Annotated in this window: 24 protein-coding genes, 3 tRNA genes and 1 pseudogene; 10 read left to right on the top strand and 18 right to left on the bottom strand. The window is 49.9% G+C overall.

Annotation, left to right across the window (positions count from 1 at the left end):
• Positions 1-8: 8 nt before the first annotated feature.
• The 4 genes from K6Q96_RS12880 to K6Q96_RS12895 are packed head-to-tail and all read right to left on the bottom strand — an operon-like array spanning position 9 to position 2288.
• Complete coding sequence (locus K6Q96_RS12880) at positions 9-404, bottom strand: CBS domain-containing protein (protein ID WP_039850410.1); 396 nt, start codon at positions 402-404, stop codon at positions 9-11.
• Positions 401-751, bottom strand: coding sequence for a P-II family nitrogen regulator (locus tag K6Q96_RS12885; RefSeq protein ID WP_002541305.1), 351 nt, complete (start codon positions 749-751; stop codon positions 401-403). Before K6Q96_RS12885 ends, K6Q96_RS12880 begins: the two co-directional genes overlap by 4 nt.
• Positions 751-1557 carry a DUF1538 domain-containing protein gene (locus tag K6Q96_RS12890; protein ID WP_251876266.1) on the bottom strand — a complete coding sequence of 269 codons (807 nt, stop codon included), beginning with the start codon at positions 1555-1557 and terminating at the stop codon, positions 751-753. The genes K6Q96_RS12885 and K6Q96_RS12890 overlap by 1 nt, the downstream gene beginning before the upstream one ends.
• Positions 1554-2288, bottom strand: a complete 735-nt coding sequence (locus K6Q96_RS12895) for a DUF1538 domain-containing protein (protein ID WP_251876267.1) — start codon at positions 2286-2288, stop codon at positions 1554-1556. The genes K6Q96_RS12890 and K6Q96_RS12895 overlap by 4 nt, the downstream gene beginning before the upstream one ends.
• A 259-nt stretch (positions 2289-2547) precedes the next feature.
• Between K6Q96_RS12895 and K6Q96_RS12900 the strand changes: the two genes are divergently transcribed.
• The gene (locus tag K6Q96_RS12900; RefSeq protein WP_251876268.1) at positions 2548-3444 is read left to right on the top strand and encodes a TIGR01777 family oxidoreductase; all 897 of its coding nucleotides are present in this window, start codon (positions 2548-2550) and stop codon (positions 3442-3444) included.
• A 51-nt stretch (positions 3445-3495) separates the two neighbouring features.
• Here K6Q96_RS12900 and K6Q96_RS12905 read toward each other — a convergent pair whose 3' ends face one another.
• Both K6Q96_RS12905 and K6Q96_RS12910 read right to left on the bottom strand, forming a co-directional pair.
• A complete protein-coding gene (locus K6Q96_RS12905; RefSeq protein WP_251876270.1) occupies positions 3496-5916 on the bottom strand; it encodes an ABC transporter permease in 2421 nt (806 codons plus the stop codon).
• A pseudogene (locus K6Q96_RS12910) lies at positions 5913-6488 on the bottom strand (ABC transporter ATP-binding protein); the annotation flags it as partial. The pseudogene K6Q96_RS12910 and the gene K6Q96_RS12905, both read right to left, overlap by 4 nt.
• 100 nt (positions 6489-6588) lie before the next feature.
• Here K6Q96_RS12910 and tesA point away from each other — a divergent pair.
• The 3 genes from tesA to K6Q96_RS12925 all read left to right on the top strand — a co-directional run bounded on the left by tesA (position 6589) and on the right by K6Q96_RS12925 (position 9400).
• Entirely contained in the window at positions 6589-7197 is a 609-nt protein-coding gene (gene tesA, locus K6Q96_RS12915) for a multifunctional acyl-CoA thioesterase I/protease I/lysophospholipase L1 (protein ID WP_251876271.1), read from the top strand.
• 7 nt (positions 7198-7204) lie between these two features.
• Complete coding sequence (locus K6Q96_RS12920; RefSeq protein ID WP_251876272.1) at positions 7205-8032, top strand: SDR family oxidoreductase; 828 nt, start codon at positions 7205-7207, stop codon at positions 8030-8032.
• Positions 8033-8551: 519 nt separating this feature from the next.
• Positions 8552-9400: a thioredoxin family protein gene (locus tag K6Q96_RS12925; protein ID WP_046307247.1), complete on the top strand. Its 849-nt coding sequence runs from the start codon at positions 8552-8554 to the stop codon at positions 9398-9400.
• 32 nt (positions 9401-9432) lie between these two features.
• Here K6Q96_RS12925 and cueR read toward each other — a convergent pair whose 3' ends face one another.
• Complete coding sequence (cueR, locus tag K6Q96_RS12930) at positions 9433-9831, bottom strand: Cu(I)-responsive transcriptional regulator (protein WP_002541295.1); 399 nt, start codon at positions 9829-9831, stop codon at positions 9433-9435.
• Positions 9832-9944: 113 nt separating this feature from the next.
• Here cueR and K6Q96_RS12935 point away from each other — a divergent pair, with 113 nt between their 5' ends.
• The 3 genes from K6Q96_RS12935 (at position 9945) to K6Q96_RS12945 (ending at position 14209) form a co-directional block, all read left to right on the top strand.
• On the top strand, positions 9945-12698 hold the full coding sequence (locus tag K6Q96_RS12935) for a cation transporter (RefSeq protein WP_251876273.1): 2754 nt from the start codon (positions 9945-9947) through the stop codon (positions 12696-12698).
• A gap of 159 nt (positions 12699-12857) precedes the next feature.
• The gene (locus tag K6Q96_RS12940; RefSeq protein WP_251879646.1) at positions 12858-13292 is read left to right on the top strand and encodes a DUF411 domain-containing protein; all 435 of its coding nucleotides are present in this window, start codon (positions 12858-12860) and stop codon (positions 13290-13292) included.
• A 50-nt stretch (positions 13293-13342) separates the two neighbouring features.
• Entirely contained in the window at positions 13343-14209 is an 867-nt protein-coding gene (locus K6Q96_RS12945; protein ID WP_251876274.1) for a TraB/GumN family protein, read from the top strand.
• Between the two features lie 289 nt (positions 14210-14498).
• Here K6Q96_RS12945 and K6Q96_RS12950 read toward each other — a convergent pair.
• The 3 genes from K6Q96_RS12950 to K6Q96_RS12960 all read right to left on the bottom strand — a co-directional run bounded on the left by K6Q96_RS12950 (position 14499) and on the right by K6Q96_RS12960 (position 15004).
• Positions 14499-14575: transfer RNA gene (locus tag K6Q96_RS12950), tRNA-Pro, on the bottom strand.
• Positions 14576-14712: 137 nt separating this feature from the next.
• Positions 14713-14789, bottom strand: a tRNA-Pro gene (locus tag K6Q96_RS12955).
• A 138-nt stretch (positions 14790-14927) separates the two neighbouring features.
• Positions 14928-15004 (bottom strand) — tRNA-Pro (locus K6Q96_RS12960).
• Between the two features lie 257 nt (positions 15005-15261).
• Between K6Q96_RS12960 and K6Q96_RS12965 the strand changes: the two genes are divergently transcribed.
• Together K6Q96_RS12965 and smrA are read left to right on the top strand one after the other, a co-directional pair.
• The gene (locus K6Q96_RS12965; RefSeq protein ID WP_251876275.1) at positions 15262-15402 is read left to right on the top strand and encodes a DUF3149 domain-containing protein; all 141 of its coding nucleotides are present in this window, start codon (positions 15262-15264) and stop codon (positions 15400-15402) included.
• Between the two features lie 256 nt (positions 15403-15658).
• A complete protein-coding gene (gene smrA / locus K6Q96_RS12970; protein ID WP_251879647.1) occupies positions 15659-16243 on the top strand; it encodes a DNA endonuclease SmrA in 585 nt (194 codons plus the stop codon).
• A 60-nt stretch (positions 16244-16303) separates the two neighbouring features.
• Here smrA and K6Q96_RS12975 read toward each other — a convergent pair whose 3' ends face one another.
• From K6Q96_RS12975 to K6Q96_RS12995, 5 genes are all read right to left on the bottom strand, one after another.
• A complete protein-coding gene (locus K6Q96_RS12975; protein ID WP_002542392.1) occupies positions 16304-16918 on the bottom strand; it encodes a LysE family translocator in 615 nt (204 codons plus the stop codon).
• Complete coding sequence (locus K6Q96_RS12980; protein ID WP_251876276.1) at positions 16915-17334, bottom strand: lysozyme inhibitor LprI family protein; 420 nt, start codon at positions 17332-17334, stop codon at positions 16915-16917. The genes K6Q96_RS12975 and K6Q96_RS12980 overlap by 4 nt, the downstream gene beginning before the upstream one ends.
• A 3-nt stretch (positions 17335-17337) precedes the next feature.
• Positions 17338-17817 carry a Cys-tRNA(Pro) deacylase gene (gene ybaK, locus K6Q96_RS12985; protein ID WP_251876277.1) on the bottom strand — a complete coding sequence of 160 codons (480 nt, stop codon included), beginning with the start codon at positions 17815-17817 and terminating at the stop codon, positions 17338-17340.
• Positions 17818-17959: 142 nt separating this feature from the next.
• Complete coding sequence (ushA, locus tag K6Q96_RS12990; RefSeq protein ID WP_251876278.1) at positions 17960-19636, bottom strand: bifunctional UDP-sugar hydrolase/5'-nucleotidase UshA; 1677 nt, start codon at positions 19634-19636, stop codon at positions 17960-17962.
• A 201-nt stretch (positions 19637-19837) separates the two neighbouring features.
• Positions 19838-21193, bottom strand: coding sequence for a Na+/H+ antiporter NhaC family protein (locus K6Q96_RS12995; RefSeq protein WP_434802147.1), 1356 nt, complete (start codon positions 21191-21193; stop codon positions 19838-19840).
• Between the two features lie 319 nt (positions 21194-21512).
• Here K6Q96_RS12995 and K6Q96_RS13000 point away from each other — a divergent pair, with 319 nt between their 5' ends.
• On the top strand, positions 21513-23387 hold the full coding sequence (locus K6Q96_RS13000) for a methyl-accepting chemotaxis protein (protein ID WP_251876280.1): 1875 nt from the start codon (positions 21513-21515) through the stop codon (positions 23385-23387).
• A gap of 77 nt (positions 23388-23464) precedes the next feature.
• On the opposite strand, the gene kdsA is transcribed toward K6Q96_RS13000, so the two are convergent.
• From kdsA to K6Q96_RS13015, 3 genes are read right to left on the bottom strand one after another with little or no spacing between them, the layout of a single operon-like run.
• Positions 23465-24319 carry a 3-deoxy-8-phosphooctulonate synthase gene (gene kdsA, locus K6Q96_RS13005; protein WP_251876281.1) on the bottom strand — a complete coding sequence of 285 codons (855 nt, stop codon included), beginning with the start codon at positions 24317-24319 and terminating at the stop codon, positions 23465-23467.
• A 13-nt stretch (positions 24320-24332) separates the two neighbouring features.
• A complete protein-coding gene (locus tag K6Q96_RS13010; protein WP_251876282.1) occupies positions 24333-25142 on the bottom strand; it encodes a SirB1 family protein in 810 nt (269 codons plus the stop codon).
• Positions 25143-25144: 2 nt separating this feature from the next.
• Positions 25145-25528: a SirB2 family protein gene (locus K6Q96_RS13015; protein WP_251876283.1), complete on the bottom strand. Its 384-nt coding sequence runs from the start codon at positions 25526-25528 to the stop codon at positions 25145-25147.
• Between the last annotated feature and the right edge of the window lie 27 nt (positions 25529-25555).

Raw genomic sequence — 25555 nt, forward strand, 5'->3', positions numbered from 1 at the left:
CTGACATTTTAGTCGGCCAGCATACCGTACATCACAATGCTGTTGTAGCTGACCACGCCCAGCACTTCACCACCGTCAATCACTGGCGCACGGCTGATACCAAATCGTTCAAACAGACGGGCACAGTATTTAACGTTCATGTCCGGTGCCACATGAAGAGCGGGCTTGGTCATGATTTCGTAGACGTTTACCCGCTCCGGCGAGCGATTTTGTGACAGCACTTTTTTGGCAATGTCATTCATCAATACCAGACCAAATTCATCGTCTTCATCGCGCTTTTTCACGATGAGTGCTTTCACTTCCTTATCACGCGCAATGCGGATCGCTTCGGCAACCGTCGTCAGCCCATCAATTAGCGCATAGTCGTCTTTCATAACATCGCAGACTCTTTTGGTCACTTTCATAACTCATCCTCAATCTTGCTGCTCAATTCCTGCACTTGATGCGCCACCCCAACGGCATCTTCTACGTCTAGCTGCACCGCAATGCCTGTCCCTGATGACGCATCAAACTCCCCCACCTCATTGATCGTTTCAAGAATGGAGCGAGCTAAATGTTCTTCTACCAAAAACAATAAGACATCCCGCTGAACATCGAGGGTTAATCCGAAGAAGGTTTTCTTTTTTGTTAATCCTTCCCCTCGCGCATTGTTAATCACTGTCGCACCTGTGGCTCCTGCCGTTCTGGCGGCGTCCAAAACCGCATCGGTTTTGGAGTCCTCAATGAAGGCTACAATCAGTTTGAATCGCATTATGATTCCCTCGTATTTTCTTCGGTGGTGCCGCGTTTCGCCGCCCACTCTGTTAACTGCGCGTATCCCATGACAGTGATCATCGGGAACAGACTGGCAAAGGCAATCAAGCCAAAACCATCAATTAAAGGGCTTCTGCCTGGAACCGTCGAAGCCAGTCCCAAGCCAAGTGCGGTAACCAAAGGCACAGTCACCGTCGACGTCGTCACACCGCCAGAGTCATAAGCCAGCGGCACAATAAATTTCGGGGCATAGAAGGTTTGAATCACCACCACCACGTATCCGGCAATGATGTAGTAATGAATCGGGTCGCCCGCGACAATGCGATAACAGCCAAGGGAAATGCCTATCGCTACCCCAATAGCCACAGAGAAACGTAAACCATTCACACTGATTGCCCCACCAGAGACCTGCTCCGCTTTGATAGCAACAGCAATCAATGAGGGCTCAGCAACTGTGGTACTAAAACCAATGGCTGCGGCAAAGATGTAAACCCAGTAATAGTGCTGCCAGGAGAAGTTCTCGGGAATGCTTTCCCCCTCTCCGAACAGGAAGGCGGGTGCCGTCAGCTGAACGGCCATCGATTCACCCAATGGGAAGAGTGCCATCTCCAACCCCATTAAGAACAACGATAAACCAAGAATGACGTAGATAAACCCAAAGATGATTTTCTTCAAATTCACAACCGGTTTTCGCAGCACGGCAAACTGAAAACCGAAAATGATGCAGACAATCGGAATCACATCCCGAATGGTCGAGAGTAAGGTGTCGATAAAGGTCGGAATGAGCGTAGACAATACATTCATGTCGCCACCATCCCGTACACCATGACGAAAATCATTGGCGAGAGCGACGCAAACGCTATCAGACCAAAGCCATCCACCATGGGGTTGCGTCCTTTAATCACAGTCGCAAGACCAATACCTAGTGCCGTTACCAAAGGCACAGTGATGGTCGATGTCGTCACGCCACCTGAGTCATAGGCAATGCCAATGATGTAGCGCGGCGCGAATGCCGTCATGATCACCACCAGAATGTAGCCACCGATGATGATGCGATGAATGGGCCAGCCTTTAAGAATACGTAGCACACCAAGCACAATGGCAAAGCCTACTGAGAGTGCGACCGTGATACGAAGTCCATTGGCATAGGAGGATTGCGCGTCTTCGGTCATCGCAATCATGCCGCCTTCCGCGGCAACTTCAGCCGCTTCAGCAGCCACTGCCGTCAAAGCGGGTTCGGCGATCGTGGTGCCAAACCCCAGCAAGAAAGCAAACACCACCAGCCAGAAAACACTACCTTTTCTCGCCAGTGAGTGCGCCATAGATTCGCCGATGGGGAACAACCCCATTTCCAGACCGAAAACAAAGAAAGTCAGCCCCATCACGACCAACACCAGTCCAATCAAGATAGAGAGTGAATCCGGCAAAGGCTGCTGTAGAACAATGATTTGAAAAAAGCCGATCACAAGAATGATAGGAAGCAGATCCTTCAAGCTTCCAAGCATTGAGGTCAGCAATGCGGTAAGTCCCTTCACACACTCTCCAGAGAAAACGTCCCGACCCAAAGGTCCGGCACGATAAAAGCGCCAATTGATAAAATTGCGGTAAGGAGTTATACCCAAACAACCCTGAGCCAGTGTATAGAAACTTACCAATCCACAATGTCTATAGGGTGATAAAGCTAACAAGGTTTTTGTGAATTTCAGCATCGTGATCGTCATCAGGCTGATCAATTAACCATTTGAATGCATACTCAATCTATAACTTTTGGTTCTGGAAAGAAGATTGCGCTTTATGAAAATTCTCATCACTGGCGGGACTGGCCTTATCGGGCGGGCGCTCATCGATAAACTGGAAGACCATGAAATCACCGTTTTAACGCGTTCTGCTCAAAAAGCAGCGTCACTGTTGCCTGGCCGTGTTCAATGCATCGAATCTCTTGATACGCTGGATAGCTTTGATGACATAGACGCCATTATCAACTTGGCAGGAGAGCCCATCGTCGATAAACGCTGGTCGGAAAAACAGAAAGGACTTATTTGCTCCAGTCGCTGGGGCATAACAGAACAAATCGTAAAGAAAATCCTTGAATCCGACTCTCCACCGCACACCTTTATCAGTGGTTCTGCTGTTGGCTATTACAGCGACCAGGGAGACAAAGAAATCGACGAGTCACTCATCGTCGACTCCAAGGATTTCGCTCACCTGGTTTGTTCAAACTGGGAAAAAATTGCCAGACGCGCATCAGCAACAGGCTCGACGCGAGTCTGTATTCTTCGAACTGGTGTCGTTCTTAGTCCAACAGGCGGAGCACTCAAAAAGATGTTGCTGCCTTATAAGTTGGGGCTCGGTGGTCCCATTGGAAAAGGGCAACAGTTCTTTCCATGGATTCATATCGACGACATGACTAACGGTATCGTGCATTTACTCAACATTGAAGATTTGAAAGGAGACTTCAACTTCACTGCACCGACACCGGTAGCCAATAAAGAATTCAGCTCGGCGTTGGCAGCCGCCCTTCAGCGCCCACACTTTCTTTTCACTCCAGAGATAGCCATAAAGCTGGCATTGGGCGAGGCATCTCAACTCTTGCTAGACAGCCAAAGAGTGATACCAGCAGCCCTCCAGGAAAGCGGGTTTAACTTCTCCTACCAAACACTACAACCTGCATTGGAGAATTTGGTGCAATAACGATGAAAAAAGAGCACGCATGAAGCGTGCTCTTTTCGGTCGCTAAAACCATCAACGCTTCAACGGTTCTAACAAACCACGAAGCATCCAGGCCACTGTCAGGAAGACCAGTCCGACAGCCAATGTCGGCAAGCTCAGCCAGACCTCTGGGTGCAAACGAACGGGCAGCTCAACACCCCACTTCAATAGGCCAGCCATCGCAAGCTCTGCACCGCCGACGGCCATACAACCGGACACCAATGCCATAATGCCATATTCCGCCCAAAGCGTGGTGTTGATACGTTTTTTACTCGCCCCCAGCGTCCGATACAGCATGATTTCACGCTGGCGCTCTGCAAGGGTAATTCGAAGCAGTGTCAGCAGGAGCAATAAACCACTGGCTACCGCCAACCCCGCCAATACTGACAGCGACAGGCTCACTTGTTTTAGGATCACCTGAATTCTTCCACTCATGGTGCGCAAATCCAGCAGTGTCACTGTCTGGTAGTCACGTCCAAGCTGATTGAGGATATCGCTCTGACTATCTTCAAGTCGGAAACTGACCAACCAGTTTGCAGGTAAGTTCTCCACTAAAGCAGGGTCAAAGATGAAGTAGAAATTGGGCTTCATGTTGCGCCATTCCACATCACGAATCGAGTTTACTTCCGCCGTAAATTCCTGACTGTTGACGTTAAACGTCAGCTCATCACCAAGGCGAAGTCCCAACCTTTCTGCAATGCCAGATTCAACTGAAACTCCACCATCGCTTGGCCATGAGCCTTCCAACACTTCATTATGGGTTGGCAAGGTGTCGCGCCAGGTGAAATTGAGCTCACGACGAAGCGCTTCATCCCGCTGTTCCCTATCTGGCGTCAGCTCAGCATAACGTTGCCCATTCAGACCAACCAAACGACCTCGGATAATCGGATAGGCTTCCGAACGTTCCAGATTGTTCGCGTCCAGCCTACCGACGTAATCATCCAGTTCACTTTTCGCGATATTCAACGCGAACACGTTTGGTGCATTTTGTGGCAAGGTTTGCTGCCAATCATCGAGTAAATCAGTACGAAGCAACCAGATAATCGAAAGCAGCATGAATGACGTTGCCAGCGCGCCAAGCTGCGCGCCACTTGATGCCGGATTTCGTGTTATTCGACTGAGCGCCAGTTTGAATGCAGGCTGTTTTACGCGTTTCTGCGCGACTTTCAGTACCATTACGCCAATCGCCGCCAGAAGGCTGAGCATCACCACTAAGGCCGCCAATACAAACCAAAGCAAGCGGTTATCGTATGACCATGCCACCAGCGCAAGGATGGGCACTACCGCTAGCAACCAGCTCCAGGGGTTCTTCCGAGCGCGCACTGCGCTTTGTTCCTGCAACACACTCATGGCAGGCGCTTCAATCAATCGAATCAGTGGAATACCCAATGCAGGAAGTGCCACTAACAAAGCCACCGTAGGGCCGAGTACCCAAGGCAGATAACCATAGCTCGGCAAGGGTGACGGCAGCACATCTGCCAGCGGCAACCGCAGCAGATATTCAAGCGCTGCACCGAATCCCAAGCCAAGCATAGTTGCCATCAACATCAGCATCAGAAGCTGTCTGCCGAGCCAACGTCTCACCCAACTACGCTGGGCACCAAGGCTTTTCACCATGGCAAGCGTCTGGGTACGGCTATCCACATAGTGCTGACAAGTCAGGAGTAAGGTCGCCGCTGCCATAATGATGACCAACACTACAGTCAAAGAGAGGTAGCCGCGACTCCTATCCAGCATATCGCCCGTGCGATCCCCGGTGTTTTCATCGATCCAACGTTGTCCGTCGATCGGTGTATAAGCGGTCTTTACTGCTTCAAGGTCACTGCTGTCACCGCGGAAGAAGTAACGGTAACCCACCCGGCTTCCCGGACGGACGACACCAGCTGCGGAGACGTCACTGTGGTGCATCATCGCCGCTGGCATTTGGCTGAACGGATTAAAGGACAGCTCAGGCTCAGAAATGATTTTACCGCTGACTGTCAGGGTTAAATCACCAACATCAACTTTGTCGCCCACGCCCACATCAAGTAGCGTGAACAGACGTTCTTCCAGCCAAAGTTCACCGGGTTTGACGCTGTCTTGCATCGCATCCGCACTTTCCAGTTCCAAAGCACCACGAAGCGGGTAGTTGCTCTCTACTGCTTTCACGCTGATGAGCTGCATTTCATTGTCACTGAATGCCATGGTGCCAAAACGTGTTTGGTCAGAACGCTCAACATCAATACTGTCAAAGTTTTGCAGGGTTTGCGGTGCCAGAGGCTGATTAGTTCTCAGCACCAAATCAGCAGCCAGCATGGAACGGCCTTGTTGGGTGAGAACAGATTCAATGCGACCTGCCAATGCAGACAATGCAAACACACAGGCTATGATCAGCGCTAATGCCGCAACGACAGGCCAAAGTTGTCCGTGGAACAATTCGCGCCAAGCCCAGCGCCAAACAAGACTTTTCCTCATGCTGCCCCCGCCAATTCGCCTGCGTTAAGGTGCAAAGTACGGTGGCATTTCTCTGCCAATGCCGGGTCATGAGTCACAAGGATCAGGGTGGTGCCGTGGTCACGGTTGAGTGAGAAAAGCAGGTCGATAACCGTTGCTGCGGTGTGCTGGTCGAGATTACCTGTCGGTTCATCTGCGAACAGAACATTTGGGCGGGTCATAAAGGCGCGGGCAATCGCTACGCGTTGTTGCTCACCACCAGAAAGCTGCGAAGGTAAGTGGGTTTCACGCCCTTTTAGTCCGACCGATGCAAGAAGCTCCAGCGCCCTTTCTTCATCTTCATCATCACCGCGAATGGTACAAGGAAGAAGCACATTCTCCAGCGCGGTCAGGGAGGGTACCAGCAGGAAACTTTGGAAAACGAAACCGATAGACTCGGCCCGAAGGGCTGCTCTCGCATCATCATCAAGCTGGCTTAAAGGCTTGCCCAGAAGCTCAATTTCGCCGGCCGACGGTGTATCTAATCCTGCAAGCAATGTCATAAGAGTAGATTTACCTGCGCCGGAAACCCCAACTAAAGCAATACTTTCGCCCTGCTCGACCTGAAGGGAAACATCCTGCAGAATGGTCAGAGACTGTGCATTCGTCGTCACTGTTTTAGAGACGTTACTGGCCCTGATCACTGGAGTTGTCATGATTCGCATCCTTTCTTTTTGTCTTTTGATTATCAGTCATAGCGCCGCGGCGCAGACGCTTCTTGTACTCGGCGATAGCCTGAGCGCTGGCTACCAGATGGCGATAGAGAAAAGCTGGCCTAGCCTGATTGAGCCTAAGCTGACGGAAACCAGCAAGATCACTTCCGTCGTTAATGCCAGCATTTCTGGCGATACTTCTGGGAACAGTCTCGACAGACTGCCAGCCCTGCTGGAACAGCATTCACCTGACTATGTGCTGATTGAACTGGGTGCTAACGATGGACTGCGAGGATTTCCACCTAAGCAGATACGCAATAACCTGTCCAAATTGATCAGTTTAAGCCAGGAAAATGGCGCGCAGGTGATGTTAATGCAGATCCAGATCCCACCTAACTATGGTCAAAGATACAGCAAGGCTTTTGCTGATATCTATCCGGAATTAAGTAAAGAAATGCAAATTCCACTCATTCCGTTCTTCATGGAGAAGGTGGTTTTGACCGAAGGCTGGATGATGTCAGATGGTCTGCACCCTAAAGACATCGCGCAGCCTTGGATTGCACAATTCATGGCAGAACAGATGCTGCCACACATCAAAGAGCAAGGATAAAACAAGAATGAAAAACGCAGTATTGATGACCGGATGTTCGACCGGCATCGGCTATGTCTGTGCCCACGCCCTCGCAAAGCAAGGGTTTGATGTGATTGCGTCATGCCGCAAATTAGAAGATGTTGAGCGCCTGAAAGAAGAAGGGCTTACCTGCATTCACCTTGACCTTGCCGACAACGACAGCATTCTCAATGCAGTGGAAAAAGTCAGGACAATGACTGACGGAAAGTTGATGGGGCTTTTTAACAATGGCGCGTATGGCCAACCTGGCGCATTGGAAGACTTGCCCACCGACGCATTGAGAAAGCAGTTTGAAACCAACTTCTTTGGCTGGCACACGCTAACCCAAGCTGTGATCCCTATGATGATGGCGAACGGTAAAGGCCGCATTGTTCAAAACAGCTCTGTGCTGGGTTTTGTCGCACTGAAATTCCGCGGGGCGTACAACGCCAGTAAATTTGCCGTTGAAGGTTGGACAGATACCCTACGTTTGGAACTCGCAGGCACACCAGTAAGAATCAGCTTAATCGAACCAGGCCCAATCGAAACAAGTTTCCGCGCCAATGCACTGGAAGCGTTTTACCGGTTCATTGATATCGAAAACAGCCGATTCAGAAGCGATTATCTCGCCCAGCAAGATCGCATGGAAAGCGAAAACTCGACTAACAAATACACCCTGCCGTCGGAGTCGATCATTGCGCCATTGATCCACGCGCTAACCGCGGAAGATCCTAAAGTCCGTTATCGTGTGACCAAGCCGACACATTACATGGCCTGGTGTAAGCGCCTACTTCCTTCAAAAGCTCTCGATAAAATTCTTGCAAAGGGCGTTTAACACCCCAAGTCATGCGGACACCACTCACAAAAAGTTACACACCGGGCATTTTCTGCCCGGTTACTCCAAGAAACGTGACATCAAAACTTTATTTTTGCATTCATCTTTCTGTCATAAACCTGCGTTAATCTCTCACCTGTACCGTGAAACACCTGCCCCCAACTTCCACTTCGATGTGATACGTGTCGGATCAGGCCGTGAACGGGGATACAAAAAAAGAACAAATACCCCAAAAGGAGCCGGACTATGTCCTTAAGTCAATTGAACTGGCTCTGTTTGAGTGTAACGCTGGCAATATTGCTTGTGTTTTAAGTCAGCGTTTCACATCGACGAGCGCAAAAGAATGAAGGCCACCGGGATTCCGGTGGCCTTTTTCGTTGCCATGTCAGGCAACGTCCAATCAGTGATTTGATCCAGCAATAATCAATATTTATCGGCGCTTTACCGGATAATGCCTTGAATTTTCATGTTGTCCCCCCCACCTTTACAGCAAAGAACTTATAACGCTCAGGCGACACTATGCAACCAAATTATATTGTTGAACTTAACGAGCAGAACTTTCAGCAAATCCTGGAAGGCTCCGTTGAAACTCCTGTCCTGATCCACTTCTGGGCTCAAATGAGTCCAGAGAGCACCGAGATTGTTCCTGCGCTGGAAAAACTGGCGCACGAATATGCAGGCGCATTTACGCTGGCATTGCTCAACTGCGAGCAACAGCAAATGCTGGCTTCACAGTTTGGCGTACGTGCTTTGCCAACTATCGCCCTTTTCAGCAACGGCCAGCCTGTTGACGGCATTGCCGGGCCACAGACTGAGGATACCGTGCGTGAAATGCTGGTTCGTCACCTGCCGAGCCAAGACGAAATGACTTTCAAACAGGCACTGGCGTTGATTGCAGAAGGCAATCACGCCGAGGCACTGCCGCTTTTGAAATCTGTGGAAGCCGCGCTGGGTGAAACTGGCGCTCATAAGCTGGCACTGGCAGAGTGTTATGTGGAAGCACAGCAATTCGACGAAGCAGAGGAGCTTCTCGGGAAAGTATTGATGCAAGATCAAGATGCACAATACAAAGCGCTGATGGCCAAAGTGGAACTACATAAACAAGCAGCAGACACACCAGAGATTCGTGAGCTGCAAGCGGCATTTGAAGCAGATCCGGACAACAAAGATCTGGCCTTTGAACTGGCTATCCAATTTAGTCAGGTTAATCGTCAGGAAGAGGCGCTTGAGCTTTTGCTGGGCATTCTTCGCAAGGACATGAACTTTGGCGACGCTAAGAAGACCATGATGGACATTCTGGCAGCGCTTGGTCAAGGCAACGAAATTGCCAGCCGTTACCGCCGACAGTTATATTCGCTACTCTACTGATTTCCCATTTTAAAAAGCGCTCCGGCGCTTTTTTATTTCCCATCAGCCGAGGACAAAGCTTCGATGATTGGACAACAGGCGCTGTCGTTACCCGGGCAGGTGCTCGCCAATGATTTCAATGACTTTTTCATGGCCTGAAGCTCTTTTATTTTGTCGTCTATCTCTGCGATTTTCTCCAACGCCTTTTGCTTTACATCCGCGCTTCGACGGTTAGGGTTTCGCGACATATCCAACAAGGTCTGGCACTCTTCCAAGCTAAATCCCACCAAGCGCGAACGGCGAATCATTTGCAACTCATTAATGTGCTTTTGACCATAGGCCCGATAACCATTCTCCAGACGTGCAGGCTCGCTGATGATCCCTTTTTGTTCGTAGAAACGAATCGTCTTTGGTGTCAGCCCTGTCGCCTTGGCAATTTCATTGATTTTCATGCCGCACTCCCCGTCTAAAACTCACGCTTGACCTTACAGTTGATGGAAGGTTTATTCTACGGAATTATGAACAGTCCATACCTGAGACTGCAAGTAAATTTATAGGTATCGATATGACAGATACAGAACTGAACACTCAAGAGGAAGGCAAAGAAGCCGCCACATTTATCACGCTCCCCTTGTCAGGACTTAACTGCATGGGTTGTGCACGTAAAGTGAAAAGTGCCGTTGAGTCTATCGAGGGCGTGTCTGCAGTAGAAGTAGACAAAACCTCCCTGACGATCAACGCAGATGCGCCTTTAAGTGCCGTCATCAGTGCAGTTGAATCACTGGGTTATCAGGCGGGAGAGACCACGGCACTTCCTTTGGCAGGGCTAAGCTGTGGACGCTGTGTTGCCAAACTGAAAGCCGCTTTTGAAGCTTCACCAAAGGTTTTTCTTGCTGATGTGAGTAAGACCGAAGCCACCATCAACAGCGCGCTGACACGGGAAGAATTGACAGCCATCGTTAATGCTACGGGTTATCAGGTCGCTAAAGCCCAGAGCAAAACCACACACGCACCAGAAATCACAGCAGCGCCAGAAGTTGCGCTCGATGATACTCCTTCCGAACCGCCGTTGAGTTCAAATTCAGCTTCCCTGCAATTTATTCTTTCCGGCATGACCTGCGCGAGCTGTGTGTCATCCGTAGAAGGCGCGATAAAAGGCGTAACCGGTGTAATGGCGGTCAACGTAAACTTGGCTGAGCGCACTGCGTTAGTGTCCGGAGAAGCCGACGCCGACGTCATCATCAAAGCGGTAGAAGCCGCAGGCTATGGCGCAGAAGTAAGCGAAAGCGAAGAGACTCGCCGTGAGCATCAGGCAGCCATGCATGCCGCACAACTTGCAGAACACAAACGCAACACTTGGTTATCTCTGGGCTTAGGTGCACCACTGATGGCATGGGGACTGCTCGGCGGTTCAATGACCATTGAAAGCACCACTAGCCAGATCGGCTGGGGCATCATCGGCCTTCTGACCTTCGCACTTCTGTGCACCGCGGGTAAACATTTCTTCGTGAATGCTGTGAAAGCGGCACGCCATCATCGCGCGACCATGGATACCCTAGTCGCCTTGGGTACGGGATCTGCCTGGCTTTACTCTGTTGCCGTGGTGTTTGCGCCAGACCTTTTCCCTGCACAAGCGCGTCATGTGTACTTCGAAGCTACAGCCATGATTCTGGGCTTGGTGACGCTCGGTCATGCTATTGAAGCCAAAGCGCGGGCCTCGACATCTAAAGCGCTGGATCACTTACTCGACCTACAACCACCAACCGCACTGGTCGTTGAAAACGGTCAGGAGCGAGAAGTTCCACTGGCAGCCGTGCAAGCAGGCATGATGCTCAGGGTGAAACCCGGCTCAAAAATTCCGGTTGATGGTGTGGTTGAAGACGGCGAAAGCTATGTCGATGAATCCATGCTGACTGGCGAGCCGCTTGCCGTACGCAAAACCTCAGGTGAAACGCTGCATGCCGGTACCGTGAACCAAAACGGTAGTCTGCTGTTTAAAGCCACCGGCATCGGTAGCGACACCATGCTGTCACGCATTATTCAGTTGGTGCGTCAGGCACAAAGCAGCAAACCGGCGCTGGCACGCATGGCGGATTCTATCTCGGCCATATTTGTTCCGACCGTTATGATCATTGCCATTCTGACAGCGCTTGGCTGGTACAACTTTGGCCCTGATCCGAAGCTCAGCTTTATGCTGGTCACCGCGACCAATGTGCTGATCATCGCCTGTCCTTGTGCGCTTGGTTTGGCAACGCCAATGTCTGTCACAACTGGCGTTGGTCGTGCAGCAGAACTTGGTGTGCTCATTCGTGATGCAGAGGCATTGCAACATGCAGCGTCGGTCGACACTGTGGTACTGGATAAAACCGGTACGCTGACCGAAGGTAAGCCGCAAGTGACGTCGATTATTAGCCTTACATTGCCAGAAGAGGAGTTGTTACGTATCGCGGCAAGCCTTGAACAGGGCTCTGAACACCCACTGGCAAAAGCTGTGCTGGATGCAGCAAAAGGTAAAGACATTGCCCTTGCATCAGTATCGAGCTTTGAAGGTATTCCAGGAAAAGGTCTGAGTGCCAACATTGATGGCGACACTTATTTTCTGGGTAACGCCCGCCTGATGGCTGAAAAAGGCATTGCGGTGGAAGACGGCCAGGCTGCAGCCAAGCAACAAGCAGAACGCGGGGAAACCGCTGTATATCTGGCAACACGCACTGAGCTTCTTGGTCTTATTGGTATCAGCGACCCATTGCGTTCAGATTCTGCCAGCGCAGTAAAACGTCTAAAGGCTTTGGGCTATGAGGTGGTGATGCTCACCGGTGATCACCCGGATACGGCCAAGGCCATTGCCAAACTGGCCGGGATTGAGAATGTGATTGCAGGGGTTTTGCCAGACGGTAAAGCGGATGTAGTCACTCGCCTGCAAAGCGAAGGCAAGAAAGTCGCCATGATTGGTGATGGCATCAATGATGCGCCAGCACTAGCTAAAGCCCAAGTTGGGATTGCCATAGGCAGTGGCAGTGATGTAGCCATTGAAAGCGCCCAGATGACGCTGATGCGTCACTCAATCGATGCCGCCACTGATGGGCTAACACTGTCCAAAGCAACCCTTCGCAATATGAAGGAAAATCTCTTTGGTGCATTTGTTTACAATTCTCTGGGTATTCCGATTGCTGCGGGTGTGTTATATCCCCTCACCGGCGCACTGCTGAGTCCAGTTGTTGCAGGCGCGGCCATGGCTTTATCGTCGATTACTGTCGTGAGTAATGCCAACCGACTGCGCTGGTTTAAACCACCTCAAGGAGGAAACCATGTTGGTTAATCTTGTTGGGTTTGGACTGATCGGAGCCATCATCTGGTGGTTCTGGCTGGCGGAAAAGAAAAATTAAACGCCGTCTAATTTTACGCTGTTTGCGACTACGCAACAGGCATTCGCCCCGGGTTGGTTTCATCGCCCGGGGATAACATCAAGGAGAAAATGATGAAATCTAAACTTGCTGCACTGTCGTTTGCGCTGCTATCCACCAGCGTGTTTGCTGCTTCTGGTATGACTTACAAATCTCCGTATTGTGGTTGCTGTAAAGAGTGGGTAAAGCACATGGAAGATAACGGCTTTGAAATGAAGTCCGAAGAACATGTGAACATGAACCCAATTAAGATGAAGCTTGGTATTAAGCCAGAGCTCGCTTCGTGCCACACCACTGTTATCGACGGTTACCTGTTTGAAGGGCACATCCCAGCAAGCGATGTAAAAGCCTTCCTGGAGCAAAAACCAAAGCTGGCCGGTCTTGCAGTACCAGGGATGCCAGTGGGTTCACCGGGCATGGAATATGGCGACCAGAAAGACCCATATGATGTCGTTGGCTTCTCGAAAAGCGGTATGACAGTCGTCTTTAACAGCCACAACAAAGACTGACAATTGATGGTGAAGCCTCCATACTGGAATTTCAACAGTATGGAGGCTTCATGTACCGCATTACTACCCTGCTTTTCTCGCTGCTTTTTAGCGCATTATCTTTTGCTGCCCCTCAAGTCTGGCAAGCGCAAAAAGGCGACCTTTCCTTTACTATCATGGGCTCTGTACACGCTGGCAAGCCGGAGTTCTACCCTCTTCCCGAGGTCATGATCAGTAGATTCGAATCTGCCGATGGTCTTATCGTAGAAGCCGATATCATCAACGATAAATCTATTTCCATTCCCAAAGGAAAGTCTTCAGCCTCGTACCTGACAAACGCCCAGAAAGAGACTCTCGAGCAAATTGCAGCAGAGACTGGTACACCATCAAACGTACTGCTTAACCTTCCTCCGTGGCAGGCAGCCATGGCGCTCCAGCTTTACCAAATCAATCAGTTGGAACTCCAACAACTGCTGGGCATTGACCTGTATTTCCTCTCTCGAAGCCAGAAGCATTCTGTACCAGTGATCCCACTGGAAACCGTACAACAGCAAGTCGACTTGCTGGCCAATGCAGATAAGGATGGTTTGGAGCTACTGACAGACACTCTGGATTACTGGGAACTCTCCAAAGAGTTTATGCCCTGTCTGATTGATGCCTGGCAGTATGGTGACGGTGCGAAAATGGAAGAAATGGTAACGGTCATGAGCGGCGCAGGAGAGTTCGAACGTCAACTGATTGATGAGCGTAACCACAACTGGCTGGAAGCCCTCACTGACAAATCGCGGTTTGAAAAAGGGAGTTACGTGATGGTTGTCGGTGCATTGCACCTTTATGGCAAAGAAGGTGTGCTGACACTGCTGGAAAAAGCCGGTTTCGACGTAAAACTCTTAACGCAGGGTGAAAAGGTTGATTGCGAAATCCCGGCGATTCCATGAGCGGCTAAATCAGCCGCTCACCAGTACCTGAGTCACAATCATTGAGACCAGAAACAACAGAATAAACCAGATGACAATAGATTTTCTCATACCCTTTTCCTTACTGCGGTAAAGCCAGAATCTCGGGGGGTAGTTTACCGCAAACTGGAGATGGTACAGAGTGCGGATAGGTGTTTGTTACAATTGCACCCCAACAAAGGGAAAATAGCCTTAGTTGCTACAACATTTCCTGGATGATTCAAAATGGTCAAAACGAAAAAGCCCCGCATTGCTGCGAGGCTTCGAAGAGTGGTCGGTGAAGAGGGATTCGAACCCCCGACCCTCTGGTCCCAAACCAGATGCGCTACCAAACTGCGCTATTCACCGAATATATGTTTTGTATCTTGAGATTCCCTTATTAGAGGGTGACCCTCTGGTCCTCTATTCTCAAGAGCCGGATGCGCCATCAAGATGCGCTATTCGCCGACAATATTGCTCAAGCTTATCGCTCGAGTCTTGAAAAGTGGTCGGTGAAGAGGGATTCGAACCCCCGACCCTCTGGTCCCAAACCAGATGCGCTACCAAACTGCGCTATTCACCGAACATATATTTTATATCTTGAGATTCCGTTGTTAGAGGGTGACCCTCTGGTCCGCTATTCTCAAGAGCCGGATGCGCCATCAAATTGCGCTATTTACCGACGATATTACTCAAGCGTGTTGCTCAAGATTTGAAAGAGTGGTCGGTGAAGAGGGATTCGAACCCCCGACCCTCTGGTCCCAAACCAGATGCGCTACCAAACTGCGCTATTCACCGACAATGCTGATTCGCTGTGCGTCTCAGAGGTTGGTTATATTACTCATCCACGCTTAAGACACAAGTGTTTTATCAGGATTTTTGCGTGGTACGAACCGTTCGCTCAAAGGATCACCAATCCAGAATAAATTGCGACAACACACACACTTGAATTGTCACGTGCCACTAACACGAGCTTCACTTGATCTGGATCATCGTTGATTCTTTCACCAATTGGCAACCTAGTCTTAACTTTCACAGACATAGGAAATACAAAAATGGAATTCTGGTTAGACCTACTTTTCGGCAACGCAATTGGCCTCTCCTCAATGATTGTCATTTTTGTTGCCTTGGGCATGATTAGCTTCATGGCAGGGTTCTTTGTCTACAAAGCGATGAAAGAGCCAGAAACACAATAATTCCCTTAAACCAGTTAAATGTAGACTTGGTTGCTTACGCCGAAGGCAGCAACGCACTTCGGCTTCTTTTTATTCATAACGCGAAGCAGCACTCGTTGCTTCGCGTTTTTATTGCTCAATGTTGGTCGACAAACACCAAACTAGCGATTTCATTCATCATAATAATCAGAGTATTAAATGCCACTAACACTTCCTACGAGACCTCCGAATTGTTTGCCGTTATACTCAAACCATGCTCCAACAACCCGTAACGACTATGAACGGCAACAACGAGTTCGACTTATTTCGGGAGATGATGGCAGATGTCGCGCCTATCAAGCACGATACGGTCGATAACTCCCAACAATCACATAAACCGACTGAAGCTCAGCTGGCACGTCAGCTTGCAGCTCAAAGCCTCTCTGAGGGTGATCCTGAGTATCTTTCCATTGATTACGCCAAGATGCTCAAGCCTGACGATATCGTGGCTTTCAAGCGCCCTGGTGTTCAGGATGGCGTATTTCGAAAACTCCGTCTGGGTAAATATGACATTCATGCCCGACTGGACCTGCACAAATACACCCTGAAAGATGCCAGAGATGAAATCCTGCGCTTTCTGAAACAATGCCAACGCATGGACATTCGCTCGGTGATCATTGTGCACGGAAAAGGCGAACGCTCTAACCCTCCCGCCATGATGAAAAGCTATGTCTGCCAGTGGCTGGAACAGATCACTGACGTGCAATGTTTCCACTCCGCCCAGCGTCATCAAGGTGGTACCGGCGCAGTCTATGTGATGATTAAAAAGAGTCAGGAAAAGAAACTGGAGACGCGGGAGCGACATCTTAACCGTCGGAGTTAATCTTCTATCTCATCAACGAAAACAGGAGCCGATGGCTCCTGTTTTTTGTCTCAACGATACCTATAGGGTGACAACGACCCGAACCGCAAGGCCTATCAACACGATGCCGCACAGGCGATCAATCAGCACGGCTTTTTGCTTCAGTTTTTCCAGCATACGTGGAGAAGAAAGCACCAATGTCACTATGGTGTACCAAAGGCCATCAATCACAAAAGGGGTCAGCACAATCACTGCACGGCTGAACGTATCAGTGCCAATCGCTACAAACTGACTGAACAATGCGAGAAAGAAAAGTGCTAGCTTCGGGTTAAGAACTGAAATCATGGCACCATCGCGCGCTGCTTCCCACAGAGTGGTTTTCTCGCCTTTTTCCAACTTGGCTGCCACACCACCTTTAGCACGCAGGGATTTAATACCTAGCCAAGCGAGATACGCGGCACCCGCATAGGCGATAGCAGTAAAAAGCGTTGGAGACTCTTTGAGGATAACAGCCAGACCAAGGAGGGTTAACAGGGCGTAGAAGCCAACACCTAATGCATGTGACCACGCAGCAACAATGCCATGTAAACGACCACCAGCCAGGCTGTGTCGCATCATCACCACGAGACTAGGCCCAGGGGAAACTGCCCCCAAAATACACACCAGTGCCAGACCCAGCCATACGGAAATTGTCACTTAGCGCCTCCTTTCACGCCCATCAGGCTATTTAAACGAATGATCTGTTCATTCGTCAGTTCAATCATACAGTTGAGGTATCCCTGCCCACTGCCAGAGCCGGAGGCATAACTTGCCTCTACCATTTTGCACTGGTTTTCGCGCCAGTACTGGAACCCTTCCATTGCGCTCGTGATCATAGGTAGCGCATCAGATGCCGATGATACTTCATCCAGCTTCGTAAAATGTGCTCTGAGCGCAGTTTCGGTTTTATTCAATGCATCCTGTGCCACCTTCCAGTGATTATCCAGGCAGGCAGTGACTTCAACGTTTGTCTCAGATGCTTTGTAGCATGCCATCAATGCAGAATGTTCTTTTCCAGCAAAGGCCGTCAGAGGTAAACCCAACATAATGAATACCCACCAACTCTTGCGCATGAACTACCCCTCCTTGCCGATCGCGGCAAATTTTCCTTGTGTCAGTGAGAGTAAATCTGAGGGAGAAAGTTCAATTTCAAGGCCGCGTTTGCCCGCGCTGACATAAATGGTTTCAAAGGCTTGAGCCGTATCATCCAAAAGCGTCGGTAAACACCTTTTTTGCCCAAGCGGGCTAATGCCACCGACCACATAACCTGTCGTCTTTTCTGCGATGGTTGGGTTCGCCATTTCGGCTTTCTTTGCGCCTGCCGCTTTCGCCGCTGCTTTTAAGTCCAACTGGCCGGAAACCGGCACAATCGCAACAGCCAGCTTTTTCGGGTCACCGTTCATTGCAAAAAGCAGGGTTTTAAAGACACGTGCCGGGTCTTGCCCCATCACACTTGCCGCTTCTAACCCGAAGTTGGTGTTGTTCGGATCATGATCGTAACTGTGAACATGAAAATGAATCCCCGATTTTTCCGCCAGTGTAATTGCCGGTGTCATATCCTTTCTCTCTGTGTTTGCTTAGACTGAAAACCTTGCTGAATTCAGGGCTACTATCCCGCTGATAATGACACAAAAAAAGGCACTGTCACCAGTGCCTTTTTATCTCTATCGCGAGTTTCCTCGCGAGGGAATAGTGTGATTACTTGTAAGTAATTTCGCCGTTTGGCACGTACTTGTTCACATCAATTGGCGAGTTTTTCTCCAGGTAATCCTTCAGTACTTCTGCATCCACAAAACCGGTGTTCACGTTGCCAGGATGGTCAGTCAGTTTCGGGTAACCATCACCGCCAGCTGCGTTGTAGCTAGGTACGGTAAAGCGGTAAGTTTTGTTTGCATCCAGCGGCTCACCGCCAATCACAACATCACTCACGCCATCAGGTGACACTGTCATTGAGATGCCGTAGAACTGCGCGTAAGCACCTGAGTCAACTGGCTTGGTTGCCACTTCCTTCAAATAATCAAGCACTTCTGCACCGCTCATGTCGGTGTAAGTCACCATGTTCGCAAATGGCTGAACGGTCAGCACATCTTTGTAGGTCACATCACCTTCTTCGATTGACGCACGCACACCACCGGAGTTCATTACCGAGAAATCAGCTTTCGCACGGTCTTTGTGCGCTGCTGCAATCAAACGACCCAGATTAGTTTGCTGGAAGCGAACCACGTTACGCTCACCTTGCAGATGACCATTGGTTTCTGCAATTTTCACGTTCAATTGTTCCTGACCTTTGTCCTGATAAGGTTTCAGGAAGTCATACAGCGCTTTGTCCTTAGGAATTTCGTTCTGGATGAAGACTCGTTTCTTCTCACCGTTAACCTTGATTTTCTTCTTCAGGTTCACTGGGATAAGGTCGTAAGACACCAGGTTCAGTTCACCGTTGCGGAATTCAAAGTCCGCTTTACCCACGTACTTGCCCCACTCATGCGCCTGAACAATCCAGGTGCCGTTTTGGTTGTCTGGCTTACACTCGTCGCCCGGCTTGAAAGACTTGTTGTACATGTTCGGGCCTTCCATACAAACAGGCTCTTGTGAGTGACCACCCACAATCATGTCCAGCGAGCCTTCATTCAGGTAGCGAGCCAGTGCCACATCACCGGGAGCATTGATACCACGCCGGCCATCTTCATAGTGGCCCATGTGCGTTGCAGCGATGATGACGTCAGGGTTCTCGGTTTCTTCCAGTTCAGCAATCAGCTTTTTCGCTTCTTCTTTCGGGTCACGGAAGTCCAACTCACCGATAAACTCTGGGTTGCCGATTTTCGCGGTGTCTTCTGTTGTCAGACCAATAACCGCAATACGCAAGCCGTTGCGCTCAAACATTTGGTAAGCCTGATATTTACGCTCGCCAGTAGCTTTGTCATAGATGTTTGCTGACAACATTGGGAAATCAGCCCACTCCATTTGCTGCTCAAGCACATCCAGCGGGTTATCGAATTCATGGTTACCCAAAGCCATCGCGTCATAACCGATCATGGTCATGCCTTTGAAGTCAGGTTCTGCATCTTGCAGATCAGACTCAGGAACACCGGTATTGATATCACCACCAGACAGAAGCAGCACTGCTGCACCTTGAGCTTCGGCTTCATCGCGTAAGTTGTCGATCAGCGTTTTACGCGCAGCCATGCCATACTCGCCGTGGCGGTTGTGCCAGAAGCGACCGTGGTTATCGTTAGTATGAAGAATGGTCACTTTATAAGTGGTATCTGGTTGCCAACCTGGTACAACTTCGGTTGTTTCAGTGGTGGTTGAACAGCCTGCCACTGAGGCAAGTAACGCAGTACTAATGGCTAGTTTTAAAGAGAGGCGTTCTTTCATTGTGATACCTATATTCGTTATTACTGCGAAGCGAAAGCCGCGCCGAATTGATGTCAGCGCAAACACAAAACCGCTTTTTTCACAGGGTAGTTTAAATAGTTCGTTTGGGTATCAAAGATAGGTGGAGGCAAAGTGACGCATGGATCACCGAATAACACCTCAACTGCAGACAAATCGACCACAATTGAGGTGTATAACGACTCAGAAACGTGTCTTAAGCTTTCTGCTTCGTAATATCGCGAATGCCGCCGATACGGCCAGTAAAAAGCAGTAATACGACTGACTCACAACACTCAATGGAGACAGCTCAAAAATAGAGCCAAGCAGCAACGCTTGCGCACCGTATGGCAAAACGCCCTGAACCACACAGGAAAAAATATCCAGTAAGCTAGCGCTGCGTTTTGGTTCAACATCATGCTGGGTAGCCAGCTCTTTTGCCACGCCACCCGCTACGATAATTGCAACGGTGTTGTTCGCGGTACAAAGGTTCGTCATGCTGACCAGCGCAGCAATACCCGCTTCACTTGCACGAGGAGAGCCTTTGTCAGTCTCTTTGTCCGCACGGGACAGGATCAGTTTGCTCAGTTTATCTGTTACAAACGCCAAGCCGCCCTGCTGACGCATCAGCTCGGCCAAACCACCAATCAGCAGCGATAGCAGAAAGATCTCCTGCATGTTGCCAAAGCCTTTGTAGATGTCCTGACTGAATGCCATCACGCTGTAATCTGCCGTCTGCGCCATACCAACAATACCCGCAAACAAGATACCGATGGTCAGAACAACAAACACATTCATGCCATAAACAGCCAACACAAGAATGGTCAGGTAAGGCAACACTGCCAGCCAATCGATTTCACCGGCAACCGGTGCTTGGGTCACTTCATTGGCAAAGAAGAAAATCACCAGCGCCACCAGAGCTGCAGGTACCGCAATTTTCACGTTCTCACGAAACTTGTCTTTCATGTGACAGCCCTGAGAGCGCGTCGCTGCGATTGTGGTATCTGAAATAATAGAAAGGTTGTCACCAAACATCGCACCGCTCAGCACTACACCTGCCATCAGAGCCGCATCGATACCTGTCGTATTAGCAATGCCTAAAGCCACAGGCGCGACCGCAGCGATGGTGCCCATTGAGGTACCCATTGCTGTTGCGATAAATGCAGAAATCAAAAACAGGCCCGGCAAAATAAAGCTGGAAGGAAGAATGGCCAGACCTAAATTGACGGTAGCATCCACACCGCCAGTTGCTTTTGCTACCGCAGAGAAAGCGCCAGCCAAAAGGTAAATCAGACACATCGCAGTAATATCGCGATGGGAGACGCCTTCAATAAATTGACCAATTGCGTTATTGAGCTTTTCTTTGCTCATCAGCACTGCCAGCATGATGGCTGGCAATACCGCAATCGGTGCCGGAAGTTGGTAAAAGGCGAATTCGATATTCTGGGTCGAAAAGTAAATGCCCGTACCTATAAACAGGCACAGGAAAAGCCCAAAGGGCAAAAGTGCTAACGCCGATGGCGCGATATTGATTTTCTTCTGTGTCATGTTGTGTTGCATATTTTTTGTGAAGTGAAACGCAGGGTAATCTTAAAGCGAAAGAGCGTCAACAAATAGACGTCTAAACGTCCAGGCTAATTTGTAACAGCTGAGATACCCTTTCCCTAGCCTTCACCGACAGCGCGATTATTCTAACCTTCTTAACCCTGTCATCACTGCTGAAGCAAGCTCACATTCTCTTAGCTTAAGACAGTAAAAAACTACGCATTTCCCCTAAAGCAACCTCTCGTCAGGCCGATACGGAATGTTGTGCGAAAAATAAAAAATCTCAGCACAACCCACCTCTATTTATCAAAGAGTTCGATGCAAGGAATGTAACATGACGCTGACTCTCAAGCAGAAGCTGATAGGCACCTGCCTCGTCGCCGTGGTGGCGATGGCAACTATCCTGTCTTTCTTGGCTGCTAACCAATTATCAACCCAAACTCATCAAGGCTTAGAAAACCGAGTAGAAAGCATGTCTCAAGTTGCTCGCGTAGGCTTTGCCAACTGGCTGGAAGCCCACGATGTAGCGATGCAAGGCTATGTGGAAACGCTGCCCCATAATGATGAAATTAATGCACTGGCGATGCTTCAGATTTCCGGTAACTTTTCGATGACTTTCTTCGCTCAGACCAACGGTTCACTGGCACTCGCAAACGGTGCCAGCGTTGATATCGATCCGCGACAGCGTCCTTGGTACATCGAAGCGATGCGTGAAAACAAAACAATCTTTACTGCCCCGTATCGCGACGCCCTGACCGGCGAAACCATGGTGACGCTGGCGACTCCTGTCTATCAAAACGGGAAACTCAAAGGCGTGCTAGGTGGCGATATCAGCCTCCAAAAGATTGTCGGCGACCTGTCTCAATTCAATTTTGGAAAAAATGCCTTCGGGATGCTGTTCGCAGCAGATGGCACCTTGATTGCTCATAACAATGCCTCACTGAACGGTAAACCGCTAACTCAGTATAACCCTGCACTGAACCAATCTGCCGTGCGCGAAGCTATGGTTGAGAGAAGCCTGCTCAATAGCCCTCTCAATGGTACGGAAAAGGCTTATTTCTTTACTGAGCTGCCGGAAGCCAATTGGATTATTGGTATTGAAGTGGATATGGACACGGAGCTTTCATCACATAACTCAGCAGTCATGACCCTGGTTCTGACAAGCTTTGCTGTCACACTCGCCGTACTGGCACTGTCAGCATGGCTGGTGAACGCACTTTTCCGCGACCTCATCCGTGTGTCAAAGGCCATGGAAGAGATTGCCAGCGGCGATGCAAACCTCACCCAGCGCCTGACACCACACAGCAACGATGAAGTCGGCCAACTGGCGCATAACTTCAACACCTTCGTTGCCAACATGCACACCATGGTGACGCACCTGAAGAGTGTCGGTGAATCGCTCTCTGAACAGGCAACCCACGCCGCCGAGCAAGCAAGTATCCGCAGCACCCGCATCCGCGGTCAGCAGGATGAGATCAATATGGTGGCAACGGCGATTAACCAAATGGCCGCGGCAACCCAAGAGATCGCAGGCAGCGCAGAAAACACCGCTGAGCTTTCCAAGCAAGCTGTAGGCTGCTCAGAGGAAGGCGCCACGCAGGTGAACCAAAGCCAGCAATCCATCGGTAACCTGTCTACGGAAGTGGAATCTGCCACCAGCGTGATAGCGGAGCTGGACTCCCACACTCAGAGCATCAACTCTATTCTTTCCACCATTCAGGATATTGCCGAGCAAACCAACCTGCTGGCGCTGAATGCGGCGATTGAAGCAGCACGTGCCGGTGAACAAGGCCGAGGCTTTGCCGTGGTTGCCGACGAAGTCCGCGTATTGAGCCAACGTACACACAACTCGACCCGCGAAATTCAGGCGACGATTGAAACGCTGCAAAACACTACTCAGTCAGCAGTGAAAATCATGGAAGACAGTCGTCATCTGGCGACGACCAGCGTGGAAGACGCTAACTTTGCGACCAACAGTTTATCGCAAATCACCACTTCGGTATCGACAATTAGCGACATGGCGACACAGATTGCTTCTGCTGCTGAAGAGCAATCTTTGGTGACCGCAGAAATCACACGCAACACGGAAGCGGTGCGCAATGCATCGGATGAGTTGGCTGACGAAGCCAATCATGCAACAGAACAGGCGACGGCGCTTTCGAGCCTGTCTCGTCAGCTCAATGACGAACTGGCCAGATTCAGGTTATAACGTTCGGACATCAAATCCCAGACACGAAAAAGCCGGAGCATGCGCCGGCTTTCTTTTATCTCTCTGACATTCAATCCTTAACGGATGTTCAGATCGTCGAAGCTTTTCACCAGATCGTCCAGTGCTTTCATTTGCTTCAGGAACGGCTCCAGTTTGTCCAAAGGCAGTGCTGACGGGCCATCACAACGTGCGTTGTCTGGATCCGGGTGCGCTTCAATGAACAGGCCCGCAATCTTGGTACCCAGACCAGCGCGCGCCAAATCAACGGTTTGCTCACGACGACCGCCAGATGCAGCGCCCAGAGGATCGCGGCATTGCAGTGAGTGAGTCACGTCAAAGATGATTGGGCTGCCATTGCTCGCCTTCTTCATCACGTCAAAGCCCAGCATGTCGACAACGAGGTTGTCATAACCCATGCATGAGCCACGCTCACAGAGGATGATGTTTTCGTTGCCACACTCAGCGAACTTATCAACGATGTTTCCTACCTGACCAGGGCTCATGAACTGAGGTTTTTTCACGTTGATCACTGCGCCGGTTTTCGCCATTGCTTCAACCAGATCGGTTTGGCGAGCAAGGAACGCAGGAAGCTGGATAACGTCAACCACTTCAGACACTGGCTGCGCCTGCGCTTCAGTATGAACGTCAGTGATAATTTTCACGCCAAAGGTGTCTTTCAGCTCATGGAAAATCTTCATGCCTTCTTCCAGACCTGGGCCACGGTAAGAATGCACAGAAGAGCGGTTTGCTTTGTCAAAAGACGCCTTAAACACGTATGGAATGCCCAGCTTCTGGGTCACTTCTACATAGTGCTCACAGATCTGCATCGCCAGATCGCGAGATTCCAACACATTCATCCCGGCAAAAAGAACAAATGGCTTGTCGTTAGCAACTTGAATATCGCCAATCTGAACCGTTTTTTGTGTTGTCATGGTGACTTCCTGATTAGTGGAAAATAGGAGCTTCTGCAGTCAACACTTTGACCTGCAGTTTCAGGAGCTCAGCCGCCGGATCATCCGGGCACTGAGCGATAAAGTATTCATAGTCTTCCGCGGCGACCCAGTCGCATTTCAATTGCTGGAAAATATAACCACGGTCGCGGATTTCATAAGGATCATCCGGACTAAATGTCAGCGCAAGTTCACTGCAGCGAAGTGCCATCGCGTAGTTTTCTTCACGAAGCAGTGCACTTTTGATCACCGCCAGCCAGCGGCCAATCAAAGTCGGGTTGTCCGAGACCTCAAGATGTTCTTCTTCAAGCTGAGCCGTTGGGCCTTCTTTGCCCACTAGCCAGCCGCGTAATACACGTTCAGACAGAAACTCGCCATCAAACGGGTTGATGTATTGCGGCTCGCGGTGTAACCAATCTACTTTCAAAACAAGTTGGGTCGGAAAGCCGACTGGCTCAACCGGTAAATCGAGGCGATCTGCGAAAAACACGAAGATTGCGCCCAGACTCACTGGAATGCCTTTGCGACGCTCCAGCACTTTATCTAAAAAAGCATTTTCAGACGAAAAGTACTGTTCGAAATCGCCTTTGAAGCCCCATTCTTTGTAGAACAGACGCAGCAGACCTTCCAGCCTCAATTCATCGTTAGCTTCTCCAGCCAACAGATGTTCAGCGTCCTTTGCCAGCCGTTCGAGCTCTGCCCGAACCCAATGCATGGATGTCGCCGGATCAATAGCAGCATTCAGTGCAAGCGCACCTTCTACCAAAGTAAGCTCGTCTAATTCCTGGTCAGTAAAACCGATCATTTTTACCCCAACAGCTGTGGTGTTTTGGTGATAGCCAAATTAGCGGCGGCAAATACCCAACCTAAAGCACCAAAGAAAGCAAAGAGTCGGAACATGGTTCCCTGACTGTATTTCATGGCAACAAAAGCAAGAGCGATGTATGCCAGAACACACGTCAGCTTTTCAGTCATCCACATCCCTTGAGGCGTGAATGGATAGAAACCGGTGACAAAAATCAGTGCCACACCGGTTCCCAGCAAAATGGTATCAATCACGTGAGGGACGACCTTCACCCATTTTTTCTCAAGCATTTTGCTGTCCATCATGCGCCATGCAAAACGGATGATAAACAGGATCACGCTCAGGGCGATAAACATCAGGTGAGTATGCTTCAATGCAACGTACATAATTCCGTAGGTCTCTCTTTTTGATTT

Origin of the sequence: Grimontia kaedaensis, from assembly GCF_023746615.1 — a bacterium.
GTDB classification, from domain to species: Bacteria; Pseudomonadota; Gammaproteobacteria; order Enterobacterales; family Vibrionaceae; genus Enterovibrio; species Enterovibrio kaedaensis.